Origin of the sequence: Rhodoferax sp., assembly GCF_028689295.1 — a bacterium.
In the GTDB taxonomy this organism is placed as follows: Bacteria; Pseudomonadota; Gammaproteobacteria; order Burkholderiales; family Burkholderiaceae_C; genus Rhodoferax.
The window spans coordinates 42,916-63,180 of record NZ_JAQTWL010000016.1 but is presented as its reverse complement, the minus strand read 5'-3'; the positions used below and the strand labels follow the sequence as shown (position 1 = coordinate 63,180).

Sequence of the window (20,265 nt, the reverse complement as noted above, 5' to 3'; positions counted from 1 at the left end):
TTCCTCTTTTCTCAATGGTTCGTTTGCCCTGCGCCTGTCGAAGGGCTCTCAGAAATGTTCGCATGGGCTTCGACAGGCTCAGCCCGAACGGATAAAACTTCACGGTCACCTGCGCTTGCGGCACGCAGCATATTTCTTGCGGCAGTGGAGGCCGCCACCCGGCCTTCCAGCACATCTTGTGTCAATTGAGGCAACAGCGTTTTGACCGCCGGGTGCTGGGCAAAGGCTTGCTTGAGCCCGGCATCGATGCGCTCCCACATCCACGCCAGCGCCTGTTGATGGCGACGCGCAGCAAAGCGGCCGCTGGTGGTTTGAAGTGTTTTGAATTGAAGCACTTTGTCCCAAAAACTATCGACGCCCTGGGCGTGCAGGGCGCTGAGCTGGATCACTTGCGGGTGCCATATTTTTTCGTCATGGTGCATGGCTTGCGGGTTGCCATGCAGACCCAGCAGGCGCAGGCTGGACGTGATCTGAGCCCGGGCGCGGGTGGCGGCAGCGAAGTCAAGATCGGCCTTGTTGATGACCACCAGATCGGCCAGTTCCATGACGCCTTTCTTGATGGCCTGCAAATCGTCGCCGGCGTTGGGCAACTGCATCAGCACGAACATGTCGGTCATGTTGGCCACCGCCGTCTCGCTTTGCCCGACACCCACGGTTTCCACAATCACCACGTCATAACCCGCCGCCTCGCAGACCAGCATGGCCTCGCGGGTTTTCTCGGCGACACCGCCCAGCGTGCCGCTGCTGGGGCTGGGACGGATATAGGCTTTGTCGTTGACGGACAACAATTCCATGCGGGTCTTGTCGCCCAGAATGGAGCCGCCCGAGACCGTGGAAGACGGGTCGATGGTCAGCACCGCGACGCGGTGACCCAAGCCAATCAGGTACAAGCCCAGCGCCTCAATAAAGGTGGATTTGCCCACCCCCGGCACGCCGCTGATGCCCAGCCGGAACGACTGGCCGGTGTGCGGCAGCAAGGCCGTGAGCAACTCATCGGCCAGCAAACGGTGGTCGGCGCGGGTTGATTCGAGCAAGGTGATGGCCTTGGCCATGGCGCGGCGCTGCACGGTGGCGTCACCCCGCAGCACGGCCGCCGCTAAAACGCCTGGATTCACTTCAGCGCAGCCTTGATCTGCTCGAGCACATCCCTGGCGCTCACCGGGATCGGTGTGCCGGGGCCGTAGATGCCCTTGACACCGGCCGCATACAGCATGTCGTAGTCCTGGCGCGGCACCACGCCGCCGACGAAGACGATGATGTCGTCGGCGCCCTGCTTTTTGAGTTCGGCAATGATGGCGGGCACCAGCGTCTTGTGGCCGGCGGCCAGCGTCGAGACACCCACGGCGTGCACGTCGTTTTCAATCGCCTGGCGCGCGCATTCCTCGGGGGTCTGGAACAGCGGACCCATGTCCACGTCGAAGCCGAGGTCGGCAAAGGCCGTGGCCACCACCTTGGCGCCGCGGTCATGGCCATCCTGGCCGAGCTTGCTGATCATCACGCGCGGCCGGCGGCCATGCTCGGTGGCAAAGTCGGCAATTTCAGCTTTCAACGCGTTCCAGTAATCCATGGTGTCTCCGGCGGTGGCATCGGTATCGTAAGCGGCGGCATAGACGCCGGTCACTTTTTGCGTGTCGGCACGGTGGCGGCCAAAGGATTTTTCCATGGCGTCGCTGATTTCACCCACGGTGGCACGGGCGCGCACCGCCTTGATCGACAAGTCCAGCAGATTGCCCGTGCCGCTGGCGGCAGCCTCCTCGATGGCCTGGAGTGCCTGCTGCACCTGCACGGCGTCACGCTTCTGCTTGATGGCATTGAGCCGGGCAATTTGCGAGTCGCGCACGGCCACGTTGTCGATGTCGCGGGCCTCGATGACGTCTTCGGTCTTGAGCTTGTATTTGTTGACGCCCACGATCACATCCTTGCCGCTGTCGATACGCGCCTGCTTTTCTGCCGCAGCCGCCTCGATCTTGAGCTTGGCCCAACCCGAATCCACGGCTTTGGTCATGCCGCCCATGGCCTCGACTTCCTCGATGATGGCCCAGGCCGCATCGGCCATGTCCTGCGTCAGCTTTTCCATCATGTAGCTGCCCGCCCAGGGATCGATCACGCTGGTGATGTGGGTCTCTTCCTGGATGATGAGCTGGGTGTTGCGCGCGATGCGCGAGCTGAATTCGGTCGGCAGCGCGATGGCCTCGTCGAACGAATTGGTGTGCAGGCTTTGCGTGCCGCCAAACACCGCGGCCATGGCCTCGATGGTGGTGCGCACCACGTTGTTGTAGGGGTCTTGCTCAGTGAGCGACCAGCCCGACGTCTGGCAGTGCGTGCGCAGCATGAGCGACTTGGGATTTTTGGCGTTAAAGCCCTTCATGATGCGGCACCACAGCAGGCGCGCGGCGCGCATCTTGGCCACTTCCAGGTAGAAGTTCATGCCAATGGCCCAGAAGAAGCTCAGGCGGCCGGCAAAACCATCGACATCCATGCCCTTGGCAATGGCGGTCTTGACGTATTCCTTGCCGTCGGCCAGCGTGAACGCCAGTTCCAGCGCCTGGTTGGCACCGGCTTCCTGCATGTGGTAGCCCGAGATGCTGATCGAGTTGAATTTCGGCATGTGTTTGGCCGTGTACTCGATGATGTCGCCAATGATTTTCATCGATGGCTCGGGCGGGTAGATGTAGGTGTTGCGCACCATGAACTCTTTCAGAATGTCGTTCTGAATCGTGCCGCTGAGCTTGTCTTGCGAAACGCCCTGCTCTTCGGCGGCCACCACATAACCCGCCAGCACCGGCAGCACGGCGCCGTTCATGGTCATCGAGACACTGACCTTGTCGAGCGGAATCTGGTCGAACAGAATTTTCATGTCTTCGACACTGTCGATTGCCACACCGGCCTTGCCGACGTCGCCGGTCACACGCGGGTGGTCGGAGTCGTAGCCGCGGTGCGTGGCCAGATCAAACGCCACCGACACACCCTGGCCGCCGGCCGCCAGTGCCTTGCGGTAAAACGCGTTGGATTCTTCGGCGGTGGAAAACCCGGCGTACTGGCGTATGGTCCAGGGCCGCACCGCATACATGGTGGCCTGCGGGCCGCGCAGGTAGGGTTCGAACCCCGGCAGCGTGTTGGCGTAGGGCAGGTTTTGCGTGTCCTCGGCGGTGTACAAAGGCTTGACCGAAATGCCGTCGGGCGTGAGCCAATTGAGCGCATTCACATCTCCCCCTGGCGCAGATTTGGCGGCGGCTATGGCCCAGGCGTCCAAATTGGCGGGCTGAAATTCAGGGTTGTTTTGGGTCATGGTGGCAGACAGTTAAGTGTTGGAGGATCGGCGCTATCCACTTTACAACGATGCGCATTTTGAACAAGCGAGTTTACGTTATTTATAATTATTGATGCAAAAAATTCCTTCCAGCTTACAATTTGCGGCATGGCAGAACTTTCATTAGCCCCCCGCGCACTTTACGAAGAAGTGGCTGAGCTCTTGCGTCAGCGTATTTTCAACCGTGAGCTGGAACCCGGCAGCTGGATCGACGAGCTCAAGATTGCGCAGGACTACGGCATCAGCCGCACGCCCATGCGCGAGGCGCTCAAGGTGCTCGCCACCGAGGGCCTGGTGACCATGAAAGTGCGTCGCGGTGCCTACGTCACCGAGGTTTCTGAGCGCGACCTGGCCGATGTCTATCACCTGCTGAGCCTGCTCGAATCGGACGCCGCGGGTGTCGTGGCGCAACGTGCCGACGATGACCAAATGAGCGAATTGAAAACGCTGCACCAGGAGCTCGAAGACGCCGCGCGGCCAGAGCAACTTGACCGGCAGCGCTTTTTTGAAATCAACGAACGTTTTCACATGCGCCTGCTCGAAATCGCCGACAACCGCTGGCGCAACCAGATGGTGGCCGACCTGCGCAAGGTCATGAAGCTCAACCGCCACAACTCGCTGCTCAAATCCGGACGCATTCAGGAGTCGCTGGGCGAGCATCGCGCCATCATGGCCGCGCTGGCGGCCCGCGACCCGCAAGCCTGCACCCAGCGCATGCAGGCGCATTTCGAAAGTGGCCTGGAAGCCGCCGTTTGAAGCCGCATGCCTGAATCCGCCCTCTTGATGCAGCAAGCGCTGGCACTGGCCGCGCAAAGCCTGCTGATCACGTCGCCCAACCCGCGCGTCGGCTGCGTCATTGCCGCCCCCAACGGCCAAGTGATCGGCCAGGGCTACACCCAGCGCGCCGGTGAGGCGCACGCCGAAATCATGGCGCTGCGCGACGCCGCCGCCCATGGCCACAGCGTGGCGGGCGCCACCGCGTATGTGACGCTGGAACCCTGCTCGCACCAGGGACGCACCGGACCCTGCTGCGATGCCTTGATTGCCGCCGGCATCAGACGAGTGGTTGCCGCCATCGGCGACCCCAACCCCCTGGTCACGGGCCAGGGCTTCTCACGGTTGCGGGCGGCAGGCATCGACGTCGAAACCGGCCCTGGCGCTGCCGAATCGCGTGAACTCAACATCGGTTTTTTCAGCCGCATGCTGCGCCAAACCCCTTGGGTGCGCATGAAGCTGGTGGCCTCTCTGGACGGCAAAACCGCGCTCGACAACGGCCTTAGCCAATGGATCACCTCACCCGCAGCCCGCGCCGACGGCCACGCCTGGCGCGCCCGTGCCTGCGCCGTGCTGAGCGGTATCGGCACGGTGCTGGCCGACAACCCCAGGCTCGACGTGCGGCTGGTGGCCACACCACGGCAACCCGCCCTGGTGCTGGTGGATAGCCGCCTGGAAACCCCGCTGGATGCCGCGTTATTCATGCCGGGCCGGGCGCTGTTGATCTACGCCGCCGTGCACAACGCCGCCAAACAGGCGGCGCTTGAGGCGCGCGGCGCCACCGTGGTGCTGCTGCCCAACGCCAGCGGCAAGGTCGATCTGGCCGCCATGCTGCGCGACCTGGCGCGCCGCGAGATCAACGAACTGCATGTGGAAGCCGGTGAAAAACTCAACGGCTCGTTGATTCGCGAAGGCCTGGTGGATGAATTTGTGGTGTACCTGGCCCCCAAACTGATAGGCCAGGGGCGCGGCATGGCACACTTTGGGCCGTTGCAGGATCTGGCGCAAGCCGTGCCGCTGGAATTCAAGTCCACGGCCATGCTGGGGCCCGACCTGCGTGTGGTCGCCCGCGTTTGCGGCCGCGACGTTTTTTAATCGGAACCACATGTTCACTGGCATCATCACCGGCATCGGCCACATCAGCGCCGTGCACCCCCTGGGCGACACCGCCGCCCACGGCAAGCGCCTCACGATCACCTGCCCGCCCGGCTACCTCGACGACGTGGGCCTGGGCGACAGCATCGCGCTCAATGGCGCCTGCATGACCGTGACCACGCTCAACGCCGCGCAGCAGCAATTCACCATCGACATCTCGGCCGAGTCGCTCGACAAGACCGCCGGGCTCGACCAACTGGGCGCCGTCAACCTGGAAAAAGCCCTGCGCGCCCACGACCGGCTGGGCGGCCACATTGTGTCGGGCCACGTCGATGGCATCGGCCGCGTCACTTTCTTTGCCCAGGTCGGCGAAAGCTGGCAACTGCAGGTGATGGCGCCCACCGCGCTGGCCAAGTACCTGGCTTACAAAGGCTCGATCACCATCAACGGCGTCAGCCTGACCGTAAACCACATTCAGGACAACGCCGAGGGCTGCGAGATGCGCATCAACCTGATTCCGCACACGGTGCAAAACACCGCGCTGGGAACTTTGCAGGTGGGTTCCCGTGTGAATCTTGAAATTGATTTGATCGCGCGTTATGTGGAGCGAATGCTCAGCAAATGAGCGCTTCCATGGGGACCACAAAAACAGGCACCGTTGACGAGATCGCCGTTCAGCAGTTCATCGCCTTCTGGAGCCAAGTCAGCACCTCCGAGATCGCCACAGCGCAAAGTTTTGTCTCAGGGCTCTGCACCCTGCTGAATCTCCCGCCGCCCACGCACGAGCCCGACTACATGTTCGAGCGCCCCATCACCTTCAGTCATGGTGACGGCTCCAGCAGCGCCGGGCGCATTGACTGCTACCGCCGTGGCCACTTTGTGCTGGAAGCTATGGTTTGCTGCGAACTGGCACGCAACTATTTTGCGCACCATGATTACCTAGATTCCGAGCTTCTAAATAATGCTGATTCGCAGTTTTTGTTGGGCGGCATTTTGGTGTCCGTCCTGGTGTTGCTTGGAATGCAGCAGGGAAAACTGCTTCAAGATCCTGTCAAAGCACCGCCTCCAGGCCTTTGCGATCCAGCAAGTTAAGCAGTTTCAGCGATGGGCCACTTGGATGTTTTTCACCAATTTCCCATTTCCGAACTGTTGACAAGCTTGTATTGAGCACGGCGGCCAACACAGCCTGGCTCAATTGAAGGTGGTCACGCAGCGCACGAATTTTTTCGCTGTCGTAATCAGGAACGGGGTCAAGACAAAGCGCGTCGAATTTGCGCATATTGCGCTTGTCAATAAAACCCAGTCGATGAAGATCGCTGGCGGTCTCGTGGACAGCATCGAAAATTGGACTCTTGGCTTTAGCTTTTGTCGTCATGGCAAATTTCCTGTAGTGAGCCGTCCGCAACAGCTTCGTTGATCTGTTGACCTGTTATGGACAACAACTCTGCAGCGATACCTTTCAATGCTTCCAGTTCATCGTCTGCAATGTTGGCCCGGTCATTTTTTTCAAAACCGTAGACGAAAAACCAGCGGTTCCCTCTATTGGTCGCAACCAGCGTTCTGGCACCGCCGCGCTTGCCACGCCCGGCGAGCCCGACGCGCTTCTTGACAACGCCACCACCCAAGTCGGCGTCAATCAAACCTTGCAGCATTTCGGACACCGCAGCGCAGAGTGCGTTGTCTTTCAACTCTGTTTTGCGCATCCATCTGCTGAAATAACGGGTTTTGAATACTCGGTTCATATGTTAATTATGCCACTAAGTGGCACAATTAACAACACGCCCATACGCATCTGGTGATCAAAAAAAGCGGAGCCAGCCTGATCCGAATCAGGCTGGCTCCGGCATAGTTCAAACCCTCTTCACGCAAAGCTGAACTGCCCCGGTGCGCGGATCGGGTCCACGTCGACGTGGATGGTGTCTTTGGGCGCAAACTTGCCTTCCAGTAGCAGCTTGGACAACGGGTTTTCCAGCCGCTGCTGTATCGCACGTTTCAGTGGACGGGCGCCAAACACTGGGTCGAAACCGACCTTGGCCAGCTCGGCCACCGCAGCCTCGCTCACCTCCAGCCCCAGCTCCATGTGCTCCAGCCGTGCTTTCAGCACCGCCAGCTGGATGCGGGCAATGTCGGCAATGTGGCTGGCGTCGAGCGAATGGAACACCACGGTTTCGTCAATGCGGTTCAGGAACTCGGGCCGGAAATGGTTCTTGAGTTCACCCGTCACCGCTTCCTTGACGTCCTCGTAGTCCTGGCCCACCATGGCCTGAATCATCTGCGAGCCGATGTTGCTGGTCATCACGATCACGGTGTTCTTGAAGTCCACGGTGCGGCCCTGGCCATCGGTCAAACGGCCGTCGTCCAGCACTTGCAGCAACACGTTGAACACGTCCGGGTGGGCTTTCTCCACCTCGTCGAGCAGCAGCACGCTGTAGGGTTTGCGGCGCACGGCCTCGGTCAGATAACCACCCTCCTCGTAGCCCACATAGCCCGGCGGCGCGCCGATCAGGCGGGCCACCGAATGCTTCTCCATGAACTCGCTCATGTCGATGCGCACCAAGTGGTCTTCCGAGTCGAACATGAAGCCGGCCAGCGCCTTGCACAGCTCGGTCTTGCCGACGCCCGTCGGGCCCAGGAACAGGAAGGAGCCCGTGGGCCGGTTCGGGTCGCTCAGGCCCGAGCGCGAGCGCCGGATGGCGTTGGCCACGGCGGCGATGGCCTCGTCCTGGCCCACCACGCGCTGGTGCAGTTTGTCTTCCATCAGCAGCAGTTTGTCGCGCTCGCCCTGCATCATTTTGCTCACCGGAATGCCGGTGGCGCGGCTCACCACCTCGGCAATTTCCTCGGCACCGACCACGGAACGAAGTAATTGCGGGCGGCCACCATCTTTGGCGTTTTTGGCTTTGCCGGCCTCAATATCTTGCGCGTCCTTGAGCTGTTTTTCCAGACCCGGAAGCTTGCCATACTGCAACTCACCCGCGCGGTTGAAATCGCCCTTACGGGTGAACTCTTCAATCTGAAAACGCACTGTTTCGATCTCCTCCATGATGGTCTTGGAGCCCTGTGCCTGAGCCTTTTCGGACTTCCAGATTTCATCAAAGTCGGAAATTTCCTTTTGCAGCTTGACAATTTCTTCTTCAATCAGGCTGAAGCGTTTTTGCGAGGATTCGTCCTTCTCCCGGCGCACGGCTTCGCGCTCAATCTGCAACTGGATCAAACGCCGGTCAAGCTTGTCCATGACCTCGGGCTTGGAGTCGAGTTCGATCTTGATCTTGGAGGCAGCCTCGTCGATCAGGTCGATCGCCTTGTCAGGGAGAAAACGGTCGGTAATGTAGCGATGGCTCAACTCGGCGGCCGCGACGATCGCCGGGTCGGTAATCTGCACGCCATGGTGGGTTTCATACTTGGCCTGCAGGCCGCGCAAAATCGCAATGGTGGCTTCCACCGTGGGTTCACCCACCAGGATTTTCTGGAACCGGCGCTCCAGCGCGGCGTCTTTTTCGATGTATTTGCGGTACTCGTCGAGCGTGGTCGCGCCCACGCAATGCAGTTCGCCACGCGCCAGCGCGGGTTTGAGCATGTTGCCGGCGTCCATCGCGCCCTCGGCCTTGCCGGCACCCACCATGGTGTGCAGCTCATCGATAAAAACAATGGTCTGGCCTTCATCCTTGGCCAGGTCTTTGAGCACGTTTTTCAGGCGCTCCTCGAACTCGCCACGGAACTTGGCGCCGGCCAGCAGCGAGGCCATGTCGAGCGACAACACCCGCTTGCCCTTGAGCGATTCGGGCACCTCGCCGGCCACGATGCGCTGCGCCAGGCCTTCCACAATGGCGGTCTTGCCGACACCGGGTTCGCCAATCAGCACCGGGTTGTTCTTGGTGCGACGTTGCAACACCTGAATGGCCCGGCGGATCTCGTCGTCACGGCCAATCACCGGGTCGAGCTTTCCCTGGCGCGCGCGCTCGGTCAGGTCGAGGCAGTATTTTTTCAGCGACTCGCGCTGGTCTTCGGCGTCGGCGCTGTCCACGTTCTGACCGCCGCGCACCGCCTCGATGGCGGCCTCCAGGCTCTTGCGGGTCAGGCCGTTGGCGCGGGCCATGTCACCCAGGGCGCCCTTGGCATCGGTCACCGCCAACAAAAACAGCTCGCTGGCAATGAACTGGTCACCGCGCTTGAGCGCTTCCTTTTCAGTCGCCTGCAGCAACTTGGTCAGCTCGGGGTTGACCTGCACCTGCTCCTGGCCCGTCACCTGCGGCAGACGTTTGACGGCGGCCTCGGCGGCCGCCAGCAAGCCCGTCACATTGACTCCGGCGCGCTGCAACAGGGCTTTCGGGCCGTCGGCCTGCTTGAGCATGGCCACCAGCAGGTGCACCGGCTCGATGTAGGCGTGGTCCTGGCCCAGCGCCAGGCTTTGCGCGTCGCCCAGGGCTTCCTGGAATTTGGTGGTCAATTTATCTTGTCGCATGAGAGTTCCCTTCGAATTGGATTGTTCAGGAGGTGAGGCCATTTGTCCGGCTTTCAAGCCCGCGCCTGCTACAGTTGTCCTCCATCCTGCCCAAGAGGCGATCTTTGCGCCGACCCCTGTGAACACGCCACCCGACAACACCCACACCACCAGCACGCCGGTTGAACACTACGAAAATTTTCCGGTGGCCTCCTGGCTATGCCCGCCACGCCTGCGCCCGGCCATTGCCGCCATCTACCACTTTGCCCGCACGGCCGATGACCTGGCCGACGAAGGCGATGCCAGCGCCGCGCAAAGGCTGGACGCGCTGTCGCGGTACCGGGCTGACCTGCTGGCCATTGCCAGCGAGCAGGCACACAGCGGCCAATGGCCGCAGGTTTTCGAGCCCCTGCGTGAGGTGCTGCGCGCTTTCAGCTTGCCGGTGCCCCTGCTGACCGACCTGCTCGATGCCTTTGCGCAGGACGTTCGTTACACCGCAGCGCAGCGCCGCTACCCGGATGATGCCGAGTTGCTGGACTACTGCACGCGCTCGGCCAACCCGGTGGGGCGTTTGCTGCTGCACCTGTACGGCATCAGCGACAACCTCTCGCTGACGCAGAGCGACCAGATTTGCAGCGCCTTGCAACTCATCAATTTCTGGCAGGACGTCTCAACCGATGTGGCGCGCGGGCGTTGGTACCCCAGTGTGCAGACGATGGCCGCGCACGGCGTGCTGGACGCAGACCTGCAGCCCGGCAGCCACAGTGACAGCGCAACACGGCTGATCACCGCCTACGCCACGTCAGCCCGTGCACTGATGCAAGCCGGCGCGCCGCTGGCCCGCCGCATCCCGGGCCGAGCAGGTTGGGAGCTGCGCCTGGTCGTGCAAGGCGGCCTGCGCATTCTGGACAAAATCGAGGCTTTGCGCTTTGCCACCTGGCGCACAAGGCCCAAACTCACAGCCCGGGATGTACCCGGGATGCTTTGGCGGGCGCTGTGGATGCGGTGAATCGCCCGACCTGTTTAAACTCGGACGCCATCCTTGAACCGCCCATGACCCCGCAAGACTACGTCCAGCAAAAAGCCGCCGCCTCGGGCAGCAGTTTTTATTACGCTTTTTTGTTTTTGCCAGCGCCCAAGCGCGCCGCCATCACCGCCTTTTATGCCTTTTGCCGCGAAGTCGATGATGTGGTCGATGACATGGTGGACCCCGGCGTGGCCGCCACCAAACTGCAATGGTGGCGCGCCGAAGTGGCCAAGGCCTTTGCCGGCACGCCCAGCCACCCGGTGCTGCAGGCGCTGATGCCTCTGGCGGCCAGTTACCAGATTGAGGAGCGCCACCTGCAGGCCGTCATCGAAGGCTGCCAGATGGACCTCAGCCAGACCCGCTACCTGGACTACGCAGGCCTGCAAAATTACTGCCACCTGGTGGCCGGCGTCGTCGGCGAAGTGGCGGCGCAGATATTTGGCCAGACCCACCCGCAAACCATCCAGTACGCGCACACCCTGGGGCAGGCGCTGCAGATGACGAACATCATTCGCGATGTCGGCGAGGACGCGCGACGCGGTCGCATTTACCTGCCGGCCAGCGACCTGAAACAGTTCGGCGTCACGGCGCAAGAGATTTTGAACGGCACTTATTCCGACCGCTTTATTGCGCTGATGCGCTTTCAGGCCAAGCGCGCCCAAAGCCTGTACGACCAGGCGCTGGCGCTGCTGCCCGCATCGGACTGCCGCGCGCAAAAACCCGGCCTGATGATGGCCAGCATTTACCGCGCGCTGCTGGCCGAGATCGAACGCGACAACTTTGCCGTGCTGCACCAGCGCATCAGCCTGACGCCCCTGCGCAAGCTCTGGCTGGCCTGGAAAGTGCAGGCGCTGGGGCGGCTTTGAAAGTTGCCATCATCGGCGCCGGCTGGGCCGGTCTGGCAGCTGCCGTCAAGGCCACGCAAGCGGGCCATCGGGTCACGGTTTTCGAGGCCTCCCATGCAATCGGCGGCCGCGCCAGAGTCATCACCAGCAGCACCACCCGGACGCTGCCTGATGGCATGCCGGTGCGGCTCGACAACGGCCAGCACATCCTGATTGGCGCCTACACCGAAGCGCTGGCCTTGCTGCGCCTGGTCGGCATTTCGCCCGAGGCCGCGCTGCTCGATTTGCCCATGACGCTGCAGTTCCCCGACGGCCTGGGCCTGAGATTTGCCGCGTGGCCGACCCCGCTGGACGCACTGGGTGGCATCCTGCAAGCCCGTGGCTGGTCGCCGGGTGACAAATGGTCGCTGTTGCGTGCGGCGCTGGGCTGGAAGCGCCAGAGTTTCAACTGTGCGGACACGCTTTCGGTGGCTGAGCTCTGCCGACACCTAACGCCAAAAATTAACGCCGAACTGATCGATCCGCTGTGTGTCTCGGCACTCAACACAGCGCCCGAACAATCCAGCGCCCAGGTGTTTTTGCGCGTCATGCGCGACGCCCTGTTCGGCGTGCCAGGTGGCTCGCGCCTGCTGCTTCCCCGGATGGACCTGAGCGCCTTGTTTCCTGACGCGGCCGCAAGCTGGCTGCTTGCGCGCGGCGGCCTGCTCAAGCTGGGGCAGCGCGTTGGATCCATGCAAATGCAAGGACGGCAATGGCTTGTGCAGAGTGAATTGTTCGACGCAGTGATCCTGGCCACCTCGGCGTCCCAAGCGGCACAAGTCATCAACGCCTGCGCCAAAGAGGCGTCCCCGGCCGTCGCAGCAAAAGTGCAGAACTGGGTCGATACCACACAGGCCCTGCAGTTTGAGGCCATTGCCACGGTCTATGCCTGGGCGCCGCAAACCAGCTTGCCTCAGCCCATGCTCGCCTTGCACAGCAGCGCACAGCAGCCAGCCCAGTTTGTCTTTGACAGGGGTCAGTTGGGCGGCCCGGCAGGTCTGCTGGCTTTTGTGGTCAGCGCCGCCCAGGGCGAGCGCGCCACGCTGCAAACCCAGGTGCTGGCGCAGGCCCAGGCGCAGCTTGGCCTGGCCTTGCAACCGGTGCAAACGGTGCTGGAAAAGCGCGCAACTTTTGCCTGCACCCCGGGCCTGCAACGCCCGCCCATCGACATTGCGCCGGGCCTGCTGGCCTGTGGCGACTATGTGGCCGGCCCTTACCCTGCCACGCTGGAAGGCGCTGTGCGCAGCGGCTGCGCTGTGGTGGCCTTGCTGTGACGGATTCAAAAACCCCGTGCGGCATCCATCTATCCAAGTCAACGAAAATAGCCATATGACCCTACTCACCTCCCCCTTCGCCAAAGAACCGCCGTTTCAACACGGCCAAACGCCGCGCACCGCCGTGCTGTACTGCAATCTGGGCACGCCAGATTCGCCCAGCACGCCCGATGTGCGGCGTTTTTTAAGCGAGTTTCTGGGCGACCCGCGGGTGGTCGAGGTGCCGCGCCTGCTCTGGCTGTTGATCCTGCACGGCATCATCCTGCGCTTTCGGCCCGCCAAATCGGGCGCCAAATACGCCAGTGTCTGGCTGCCCGAGGGCTCGCCGCTGAAAATCTGGACCGAAAAACAGGCCAAGATGCTGCATGGCTGGCTGGGTCAGCGCGGCCACCAGGTGCAGGTGCGCTACGCCATGCGTTATGGCAGCACGTCGATCGCATCGCAGCTTGACCAACTCAAGGCCGAGGGCACCACCCGCGTGCTGATCGTGCCGGCCTACCCGCAGTATTCGGCCACCACCACCGCCAGTTTGTTCGACGCGGTTTACGACTGGGCTGGCAAGACGCGCAACATCCCGGAGCTGCGTTTCATCAACCACTACCACGACGACGCCCGCTACATTGCCGCCCTGGCCGGCCGGGTCAAGCACCATTGGCAAGACCATGGCCGCCCCGATGTGCTGCTGATGAGTTTTCACGGCGTGCCCGAGCGCACGCTGCACCTGGGCGACCCCTACCACTGCGAATGCTTCAAGACCGCGCGCCTGCTGGCCGAGCATCTGGGCTTGTCGAAAGAGCAGTACAAGGTGAGCTTCCAGTCGCGCCTGGGCCGTGCCAAATGGCTGGAGCCCTACACCGAGCCGACCCTGATCGACATGGGCCAGGCCGGTGTCAAACGCGTCGATGTGGTGTGCCCGGCCTTTACCAGCGACTGTCTGGAAACACTGGAAGAAATCAACATGGAAGCGCGCGAGGCTTTCCTGCACGCCGGCGGCAAAGAGTTTCAGTACATTCCATGCCTTAACGACGACCCTGCCTGGATCACCGCCTTGAGCGAGATCACCCAGCAGCACCTGCAGGGCTGGCCGACCCAGACGCCTCCCGACGCCGACGCTCTGGCCGCCTCTCGGGCTGCTGCAATGGCGCTGGGTGCCAAACAATAAGCCACGCCATCACGGGTTGAGGCACCCATGCGTTTGATGTCTAATGCGTCCTTTCGTAGTGTTCTCATACTTGCTGGAGACAAGCATGCACGACTCCACCCGTCCGACCCTGCTGATTGTTGACGATTCACCCGAGAATCTCTTCGTCCTGAGCGAATTGCTGCAGCCGCTGTACCGTGTGCTGGCCGCCAACAACGGCGAACGCGCCGTGCAAATTGCCACGACCGTGCCGCGTCCCGATCTGATCCTGCTCGACGTGATGATGCCGGGCATGAACGGCTACCAGGTGTTGCAGGCACTGCGGGCCGATGCGCTCAGCGCCAACATTCCGGTGATCTTCCTGACCGCGCTTTGCAATCCGCGCGAAGAAGAACGTGGACTGGGCATGGGCGCCGTGGACTACATCACCAAACCGATCACGCCAGCCATTGTGCTGGCACGCGTGAGCACGCAGTTGCAGGCCAAGCAGGCGCGTGACTGGCTGCAGGACCAAAACGCCACACTCGAGGCCGAAGTGGCCCGGCGCATGACCGAGAACGATCTCATCCAGCAGGTCAGCATCCGCGCGCTGGCGCATCTGGCCGAAACCCGCGACCCCGAAACCGGCAAGCATCTGGCGCGCACCCAGGGCTACATGGCGCTGCTGGCTGACTTGCTCAAGGACCACCCGCGCTTTCAGTCAACGCTCACCCCGCGCTGCATCAGCCTGTTGACGCGATCGACCCCCATGCACGACATCGGCAAGGTGGGGATTCCCGACCATATTCTGAACAAACCCGGAAAGCTCACAAACCCGGAGTGGGCCATCATGCAAAGCCATTCAAAACTGGGCAGCGATGCGATCGAGTTGGCAGAGCAGGACATCGAACGGCCGCTGGAGTTTTTGACGCTGGCCAAGGAAATTGCCCATTGGCACCATGAGAAATGGGATGGCACGGGCTACCCTGACCAGCTGGCGGGCGATGCCATCCCGGTCGCTGCGCGCCTGATGGCGGTGGTCGATGTATTCGACGCCCTGATCTCGGCGCGAGTGTACAAAGCGGCAATCTCGTTTGACAAAGCCCGGGACATCATGGCCGAGCAACGTGGCAAGCATTTTGATCCGGATATCGTTGATACCTTTCTGGCCAATTTCGCGGCATTCGTCGCCATCGCTGTACAGCATCGTGACGATGCCGTGATCAGCGCCTGAACTCCACCACTGGCTCCCTGCATGACGCCATGAATCCTTCTGTGCCGCCAAGGTCTGCGCGCAAAACCTCACTTGAACTGACACCGAACCAGATGGCGCTCAAGATCACGCTGAGTTATGCCAGCTTTGCGATGTTGTGGATCGTCTTTTCTGACCAAATTTTGGGATGGCTGGTCAACGACCCGGCCGACCTCGTCAGATTCAGCACCTACAAGGGTGGCTTGTTCGTGCTGGTCACCAGCGCCTGGCTGTTTATTTTGGGCCAGCGCTGGCTCCAGCAGTCCGCGGCGGCGCAACTGCACGAGCAAAGCACCCTCACGCAATTCGCGCGCCGCGCCCAGGCGCTGCTCGACCTGCCTGCCGCCGCCGAAGCCATGGACGAGCGCAGCTTCATGCGGCATGGCCTGGAGGTCGCCGAACAACTCACCGCCAGCCAGATCGGCTTCATCCATGTTGTCAACGAAGACCAGGAGTCCATCGAACTGGTGACCTGGTCGAGCGACACATTGGCGCACTACTGCAGCGCCGCTTTTGACAGCAACTATCCCGTCAGCCAGGCGGGCATCTGGGCCGACGCGCTGCGCCAAAAGGCACCGGTGGTATTCAACGACTACGCCAAAGCCAGCGGTGAACACGGTCTGCCAGAGGGCCACGCGCGGCTGGACCGTCTGATCAGCGTGCCGGTGCTGGAGGGCGGCGTGGTGCGCATGATGGCTGGCGTGGGCAACAAGCCAACGCTTTACACCGACAAAGATTTGGAGACCGTGCGCCTGATTGCCGAGGCCATCTGGCGCATCGTGCGCCAGCGCCGTGCCGATGCTGCCTTGAAAAACAGCCAGGCACTCTACAAAACCCTGTACGACAGCAACCCCCTCCCGATGTGGGTGTTCGACCTGGAAACACTGGCATTTTTGTCGGTCAACGACGCCGCCGTTGACCACTATGGCTTCAGTCGCGACGAATTCATGGCCATGACGCTGCGCGACATCCGGCCACAACAGATGCTACCCGTCCTGCCAGACATTTTGACCAGCGGCACTGAAGCGCCTTGCCAGGGCAGCATCTGCCAGCATTTGCACAAAAACGGTGAGGTGATGCTGGTCGAAATCGCCGCGCACCCGATCACCTTCGACGGGCGATCCGCCCAAATGGTCTTGGTCCAGGATGTGACCACGCGCGAAAAAACACAGGCGCAATTGCGCAAAGTGTCGCTGGCCGTGGCGCAAAGCCCCGAGAGCATCGTCATCACCAACTTGAACGCCGAAATTGAATACGTCAACGAGGCTTTTTTGCAGGCCACGGGCTACACATCGGAGGAGGTGACGGGGCAAAACCCGAAGATCCTGCATTCCGGCAAAACGCCCAAGCGCACTTACGACGACCTGTGGGCTGCGATGCGCCAGGGCAGGATGTGGAAAGGCGAGTTTTACAACAAGCGCAAGGACGGCAGCGAATACGTCGAGTTCGCCATCATCACCCCGCTGCGCCAGCCCGATGGCAGCATCACCCATTACGTCGCGGTCAAGGAAGACATCACCGAAAAAAAGAACATCGGCCTCGAACTCGACGGCTACCGCCACCACCTCGAAGAGCTGGTAGCCCAGCGCACGCAGGAGCTGACGAAGGCGCGCGCCGAGGCCGAGGCGGCCAGCCAGGCCAAAAGCACATTTCTGGCCAACATGAGCCATGAAATCCGAACGCCCATGAACGCCATCCTGGGACTCAGCCACCTGCTGCGCAGCAGCGGCAGTGACAACCCGGCGCAAATCGACAAACTCAACAAGATCGACAGCGCCAGCCGCCACCTGTTGTCGATCCTCAACGACGTGCTCGACATTTCCAAAATAGAAGCCGGAAAGATCACGCTGGAGAGCCGCCAGTTCCAGATCACCGAGGTGGTCGGCAATGTGCAAACCCTGATTGAAGCCGACGCGCTGGACAAGGGGCTGACACTGCAGGTGGGGGGCGACGCCCTGGCGCTATGGGTCCAGGCCGACGCCACCCGGCTGCGCCAGGCGCTGCTGAACCTGGCCGGCAATGCCATCAAGTTCACCCCGAAAGGCAGCGTCAGCATCGACGTCAGCGAGGTCAGCCGTGTGGGCGAGCAGGTCACCGTGCGCTTTGAAGTCACCGACACCGGCATTGGCTTGAGTGCTGCCACCGTGAGCCGCCTGTTCACTACTTTTGAGCAGGGCGATGCCTCCACCACCCGGCAATATGGTGGCACCGGACTGGGCCTGGCCATTACCCGCAGCCTGGCACAACTCATGGGCGGCGATGCCGGCGTGAGCAGCGTACCGGGCCAGGGCAGCACGTTCTGGTTCACCGCCCGCGTCACACTCAGACAAAGCCCGCAGCTCCGGCTCGCCTTGCCATCGGGAGCCAATGGCAGACAACAACTGCTGGCGTTGCACCGCGGCCAGCGGGTCTTGCTGGCCGACGACAACCCGCTGAATCTTGAAGTGGCGCAAGAAATGCTCCTGCAGGTCGGGCTGCTGGTCACCACTGCCAGCAATGGCCAGCAGGTGCTGGACCTGGTGCGCGATCAGCCTGATGGGTATGACCTGATCCTGATGGACCTGCAAATGCCGCTGATCGACGGCTTGCAGGCCACCCGCGCGCTACGCGCCCTGCCCATGGGGCAAACGCTACCGATCATTGCGCTCTCGGGGAACACCTTTGCCCCCGACCGCGAGCTGGCCCGTGAGGCGGGCATGAACGACTTTGTGGCCAAACCAATCGAGCCGGAGACCCTGTACGCCAGCCTGCTGACATGGTTACCGCAAGCCAGCGCCAGCATCGTCCAACCCGGCAGGCCGGGCGATGCGGCGGATGCCCCGACCGAACCGCTGGTCATGCCGGATGCGCGCCTGGTGCAAACCGTGTTGGCACAGCTTGAAGAGCTATTGCGCCACAGCGACGCAGCGGCCTTGTCGCTTTTCCAGCAGCATGCGGCGGCACTGGCGCTGGCGCTGGGCGAAGACTTCAAGCCACTGGCCGACCAGTTGCAAAAGTTTACCTTTGACGAAGCCGGCAAAACCCTGGTCAAGCGTCGCCAGCGGCTCCACCAAGTCACGCCGGCTGGCGCATGACTCAAGCCCGCCTTTTCAGCAAGCGCGGCAGCACCAAAATCAGCACGATCACCACCAGCAGACCCAGCGACATCGGGCGTTGCAGGAAAATCATCGGGCTGCCCTCGCCAATCGAGATGGCGTTGCGCATCTGCGCTTCTGCCAGCGGCCCCAGAATCATGCCCACCAGCACCGGCGCGGTGGGAAAGTTAAAGCGCCGCATCACCAGCCCGACCAGGCCGATGGCATAGAGCAAAAACAGGTCGAACGCGCTTTGCCGCATGCCGTAGGCGCCGACCGTGGCAAAAATCAGGATGCCGGCATACAACTGCGGCTTGGGCACCTTGAGCAGTTTCACCCACAGACCGATCATGGGCAGGTTGAGCACCAGTAGCATCACGTTGCCAATGTAGAGCGAGGCAATCAGCGCCCACACCAGGGCGGAGGCGGAGGTAAACAACTGCGGTCCGGGCTGGATGCCGTAGTTCTGGAACGCGCCCAGGATGATGGCGGTGGTGTTCGAGGTGGGAATGCCCAGGGTCAGCAAGGGAATCAATGCCGCGGTCACCGTGGCGTTGTTGGCCGCTTCCGGCCCGGCCACGCCTTCAATGGCACCCTTAGTGCCGAATTCGGCCTGGTTTTCGCCCTTGGCGAGCTTTTTCTCCAGCGCATAACTCAAAAACGTGGGTATCTCGGTGCCGCCCGCGGGAATACAGCCAAACGGCGCGCCAATGGCCGTGCCGCGCAGCCAGGCAGGAAGGGAGCGGCGCCAGTCCTTCAGCGACATGGTGACGCGGCTCATGCGGTTTTCGGTTTCCACCGTCTTGCCCTCGAACAGCACGGCGTGCATGGCTTCGGCCACGGCAAACAGGCCCACCGCCACCAGCACGATCTCGATGCCATCCAAAAACTCGGGCACGCCGGCGGTGTAGCGCACCTGGCCGGTGATCTGGTCCATGCCCACCAGGCCAGCGGCCAGGCCGACAAACAGGGCGGTCAGGCCGCGCACCGTGCTCTGCCCCAGCACCGCGCTCACGGTTGTAAAGGCCAGCAGCATCAGCATGAAGTATTCAGGCGGCCCGAGTTTGACGGCAAAGTCGGCCACCACCGGGGCAAACAGCGTGACGATCACCGTGGCAATGGTGCCAGCCACAAAGGAACCAATGGCCGAAGTGGCCAGCGCGGCACCAGCACGACCGCTTTTGGCCATTTTGTTGCCTTCCATGGCGGTCACCATGGTGGCGGTCTCGCCCGGCGTGTTGAGCAAAATCGAGGTGGTGGAGCCGCCGTACATGGCGCCGTAATAGATGCCGGCAAAAAAGATCATCGACGCGGTGGCTTCCACTTGCGTGGTGATCGGCAACAGCATGGCCACAGCCGTGGCCGGGCCAATGCCCGGCAACACCCCGACCGCAGTACCCAGTGCGCAGCCCACCAGTGCCCAAAGCAGATTGACCGGCGTGCCCGCCGTGGCGAAGCCTTGCAGCAGAAGGTTCCAGGTTTCCATCAGGTCCATTACAACCACCCGCTTTCAGTCAAGCCAGGCAGGTTGATGCCCAGGAACTTGGTGAACATCCAGTACACCGGCGCGGCGATCAGCAGGGCCACCACCCCATCGGTGAGCCAGCTCCTGAGCCCCGAGCCGGTGCTGGCTTGCGCGTTGCGCAGGCCGCGCGCGGCCAGCACAAAGCACAGCGCGCAACTCAAAATGAAACCAATGCGGGTGATCAGCGCGGCATTGAGCAACATGCCTGCCGTCATCCAGGCAAAACCCGCCCAATAGGGTCGTTCGCCGCCATGCTCCTCCATGTGGAGAAAGCCGCCCCGGATCGCCTTGCGAACCAGCGCGATACCGCACAAACCCAGAGCGATTGCAACGACCCAGGGTAAAAAATTGGGTCCAACGCCGGCATAACCCGCGTTGGATGGAATGAACAGCGCACCCACGCCCAGCCCCAAGGCCAGCAGCAGCACGCCGATACCCACCAAGGCTTGCAAAAACGGTGAGTGGGTGGCCGGGGCGTGCTGTCGCATG

17 protein-coding genes are annotated in these 20,265 nt (G+C 62.0%); 10 read left to right on the top strand and 7 right to left on the bottom strand.

What is annotated here, in order from left to right; all coding sequences use genetic code 11:
• Positions 1 to 11: 11 nt before the first annotated feature.
• Together meaB and scpA are read right to left on the bottom strand one after the other, a co-directional pair.
• Complete coding sequence (gene meaB / locus PHF15_RS13210; protein ID WP_300121738.1) at positions 12 to 1,115, bottom strand: methylmalonyl Co-A mutase-associated GTPase MeaB; 1,104 nt, start codon at positions 1,113 to 1,115, stop codon at positions 12 to 14.
• Complete coding sequence (gene scpA / locus PHF15_RS13205) at positions 1,112 to 3,289, bottom strand: methylmalonyl-CoA mutase (protein WP_300121736.1); 2,178 nt, start codon at positions 3,287 to 3,289, stop codon at positions 1,112 to 1,114. Before scpA ends, meaB begins: the two co-directional genes overlap by 4 nt.
• A gap of 129 nt (positions 3,290 to 3,418) precedes the next feature.
• Here scpA and PHF15_RS13200 point away from each other — a divergent pair, with 129 nt between their 5' ends.
• The 4 genes from PHF15_RS13200 to PHF15_RS13185 are packed head-to-tail and all read left to right on the top strand — an operon-like array spanning position 3,419 to position 6,271.
• On the top strand, positions 3,419 to 4,066 hold the full coding sequence (locus PHF15_RS13200) for a GntR family transcriptional regulator (RefSeq protein ID WP_300121734.1): 648 nt from the start codon (positions 3,419 to 3,421) through the stop codon (positions 4,064 to 4,066).
• A 6-nt stretch (positions 4,067 to 4,072) separates the two neighbouring features.
• Positions 4,073 to 5,179: a bifunctional diaminohydroxyphosphoribosylaminopyrimidine deaminase/5-amino-6-(5-phosphoribosylamino)uracil reductase RibD gene (ribD, locus tag PHF15_RS13195; RefSeq protein WP_300121733.1), complete on the top strand. Its 1,107-nt coding sequence runs from the start codon at positions 4,073 to 4,075 to the stop codon at positions 5,177 to 5,179.
• Between the two features lie 10 nt (positions 5,180 to 5,189).
• Positions 5,190 to 5,804 carry a riboflavin synthase gene (locus PHF15_RS13190; protein ID WP_300121731.1) on the top strand — a complete coding sequence of 205 codons (615 nt, stop codon included), beginning with the start codon at positions 5,190 to 5,192 and terminating at the stop codon, positions 5,802 to 5,804.
• On the top strand, positions 5,801 to 6,271 hold the full coding sequence (locus PHF15_RS13185) for a type IIL restriction-modification enzyme MmeI (RefSeq protein ID WP_300121730.1): 471 nt from the start codon (positions 5,801 to 5,803) through the stop codon (positions 6,269 to 6,271). The genes PHF15_RS13190 and PHF15_RS13185 overlap by 4 nt, the downstream gene beginning before the upstream one ends.
• Here the strand turns inward: PHF15_RS13185 and PHF15_RS13180 are convergent.
• From PHF15_RS13180 to clpB, 3 genes are all read right to left on the bottom strand, one after another.
• Positions 6,231 to 6,554 carry a DNA-binding transcriptional regulator gene (locus PHF15_RS13180; protein WP_300121728.1) on the bottom strand — a complete coding sequence of 108 codons (324 nt, stop codon included), beginning with the start codon at positions 6,552 to 6,554 and terminating at the stop codon, positions 6,231 to 6,233. The two genes, PHF15_RS13185 and PHF15_RS13180, sit on opposite strands and share 41 nt — an antisense overlap.
• Positions 6,538 to 6,921 carry a type II toxin-antitoxin system RelE/ParE family toxin gene (locus PHF15_RS13175; protein ID WP_300121726.1) on the bottom strand — a complete coding sequence of 128 codons (384 nt, stop codon included), beginning with the start codon at positions 6,919 to 6,921 and terminating at the stop codon, positions 6,538 to 6,540. Before PHF15_RS13175 ends, PHF15_RS13180 begins: the two co-directional genes overlap by 17 nt.
• A gap of 119 nt (positions 6,922 to 7,040) precedes the next feature.
• Entirely contained in the window at positions 7,041 to 9,641 is a 2,601-nt protein-coding gene (clpB, locus tag PHF15_RS13170; RefSeq protein ID WP_300121725.1) for an ATP-dependent chaperone ClpB, read from the bottom strand.
• A gap of 118 nt (positions 9,642 to 9,759) precedes the next feature.
• Here clpB and hpnC point away from each other — a divergent pair, with 118 nt between their 5' ends.
• From hpnC to PHF15_RS13140, 6 genes are all read left to right on the top strand, one after another.
• Positions 9,760 to 10,629, top strand: coding sequence for a squalene synthase HpnC (gene hpnC, locus PHF15_RS13165; RefSeq protein ID WP_300121724.1), 870 nt, complete (start codon positions 9,760 to 9,762; stop codon positions 10,627 to 10,629).
• A 44-nt stretch (positions 10,630 to 10,673) separates the two neighbouring features.
• Positions 10,674 to 11,513 (top strand): presqualene diphosphate synthase HpnD, encoded by an 840-nt coding sequence (gene hpnD / locus PHF15_RS13160; protein WP_300121722.1) that lies wholly within the window; start codon positions 10,674 to 10,676, stop codon positions 11,511 to 11,513.
• Positions 11,510 to 12,805, top strand: coding sequence for a hydroxysqualene dehydroxylase HpnE (hpnE, locus tag PHF15_RS13155; protein ID WP_300121721.1), 1,296 nt, complete (start codon positions 11,510 to 11,512; stop codon positions 12,803 to 12,805). The genes hpnD and hpnE overlap by 4 nt, the downstream gene beginning before the upstream one ends.
• Positions 12,806 to 12,860: 55 nt before the next feature.
• Positions 12,861 to 13,967, top strand: a complete 1,107-nt coding sequence (hemH, locus tag PHF15_RS13150; protein WP_300121720.1) for a ferrochelatase — start codon at positions 12,861 to 12,863, stop codon at positions 13,965 to 13,967.
• An 85-nt stretch (positions 13,968 to 14,052) separates the two neighbouring features.
• Positions 14,053 to 15,159, top strand: a complete 1,107-nt coding sequence (locus tag PHF15_RS13145) for an HD domain-containing phosphohydrolase (RefSeq protein ID WP_300121719.1) — start codon at positions 14,053 to 14,055, stop codon at positions 15,157 to 15,159.
• A 29-nt stretch (positions 15,160 to 15,188) separates the two neighbouring features.
• Positions 15,189 to 18,251 (top strand): PAS domain S-box protein, encoded by a 3,063-nt coding sequence (locus PHF15_RS13140; RefSeq protein ID WP_300121717.1) that lies wholly within the window; start codon positions 15,189 to 15,191, stop codon positions 18,249 to 18,251.
• 1 nt (position 18,252) lies between these two features.
• On the opposite strand, the gene PHF15_RS13135 is transcribed toward PHF15_RS13140, so the two are convergent.
• Positions 18,253 to 19,737 (bottom strand): tripartite tricarboxylate transporter permease, encoded by a 1,485-nt coding sequence (locus tag PHF15_RS13135; RefSeq protein ID WP_300121716.1) that lies wholly within the window; start codon positions 19,735 to 19,737, stop codon positions 18,253 to 18,255.
• An 8-nt stretch (positions 19,738 to 19,745) separates the two neighbouring features.
• Positions 19,746 to 20,264 carry a tripartite tricarboxylate transporter TctB family protein gene (locus tag PHF15_RS13130; RefSeq protein ID WP_300121714.1) on the bottom strand — a complete coding sequence of 173 codons (519 nt, stop codon included), beginning with the start codon at positions 20,262 to 20,264 and terminating at the stop codon, positions 19,746 to 19,748.
• Position 20,265 lies beyond the last annotated feature (1 nt).

What these genes read in the sequence shown, in the direction of transcription:
- PHF15_RS13130 (WP_300121714.1), bottom strand. Translation starts at nt 20,264, where the DNA reads ATGCGACAGCACGCCCCGGCCACCCACTCACCGTTTTTGCAAGCCTTG.
- PHF15_RS13180 (WP_300121728.1), bottom strand. Translation starts at nt 6,554, where the DNA reads ATGACGACAAAAGCTAAAGCCAAGAGTCCAATTTTCGATGCTGTCCAC.
- PHF15_RS13190 (WP_300121731.1), top strand. Translation starts at nt 5,190, where the DNA reads ATGTTCACTGGCATCATCACCGGCATCGGCCACATCAGCGCCGTGCAC.
- hpnD (WP_300121722.1), top strand. Translation starts at nt 10,674, where the DNA reads ATGACCCCGCAAGACTACGTCCAGCAAAAAGCCGCCGCCTCGGGCAGC.
- PHF15_RS13145 (WP_300121719.1), top strand. Translation starts at nt 14,053, where the DNA reads ATGCACGACTCCACCCGTCCGACCCTGCTGATTGTTGACGATTCACCC.
- clpB (WP_300121725.1), bottom strand. Translation starts at nt 9,641, where the DNA reads ATGCGACAAGATAAATTGACCACCAAATTCCAGGAAGCCCTGGGCGAC.
- PHF15_RS13135 (WP_300121716.1), bottom strand. Translation starts at nt 19,737, where the DNA reads ATGGAAACCTGGAACCTTCTGCTGCAAGGCTTCGCCACGGCGGGCACG.
- scpA (WP_300121736.1), bottom strand. Translation starts at nt 3,289, where the DNA reads ATGACCCAAAACAACCCTGAATTTCAGCCCGCCAATTTGGACGCCTGG.
- PHF15_RS13175 (WP_300121726.1), bottom strand. Translation starts at nt 6,921, where the DNA reads ATGAACCGAGTATTCAAAACCCGTTATTTCAGCAGATGGATGCGCAAA.
- PHF15_RS13200 (WP_300121734.1), top strand. Translation starts at nt 3,419, where the DNA reads ATGGCAGAACTTTCATTAGCCCCCCGCGCACTTTACGAAGAAGTGGCT.
- hemH (WP_300121720.1), top strand. Translation starts at nt 12,861, where the DNA reads ATGACCCTACTCACCTCCCCCTTCGCCAAAGAACCGCCGTTTCAACAC.
- ribD (WP_300121733.1), top strand. Translation starts at nt 4,073, where the DNA reads ATGCCTGAATCCGCCCTCTTGATGCAGCAAGCGCTGGCACTGGCCGCG.
- PHF15_RS13140 (WP_300121717.1), top strand. Translation starts at nt 15,189, where the DNA reads ATGAATCCTTCTGTGCCGCCAAGGTCTGCGCGCAAAACCTCACTTGAA.
- PHF15_RS13185 (WP_300121730.1), top strand. Translation starts at nt 5,801, where the DNA reads ATGAGCGCTTCCATGGGGACCACAAAAACAGGCACCGTTGACGAGATC.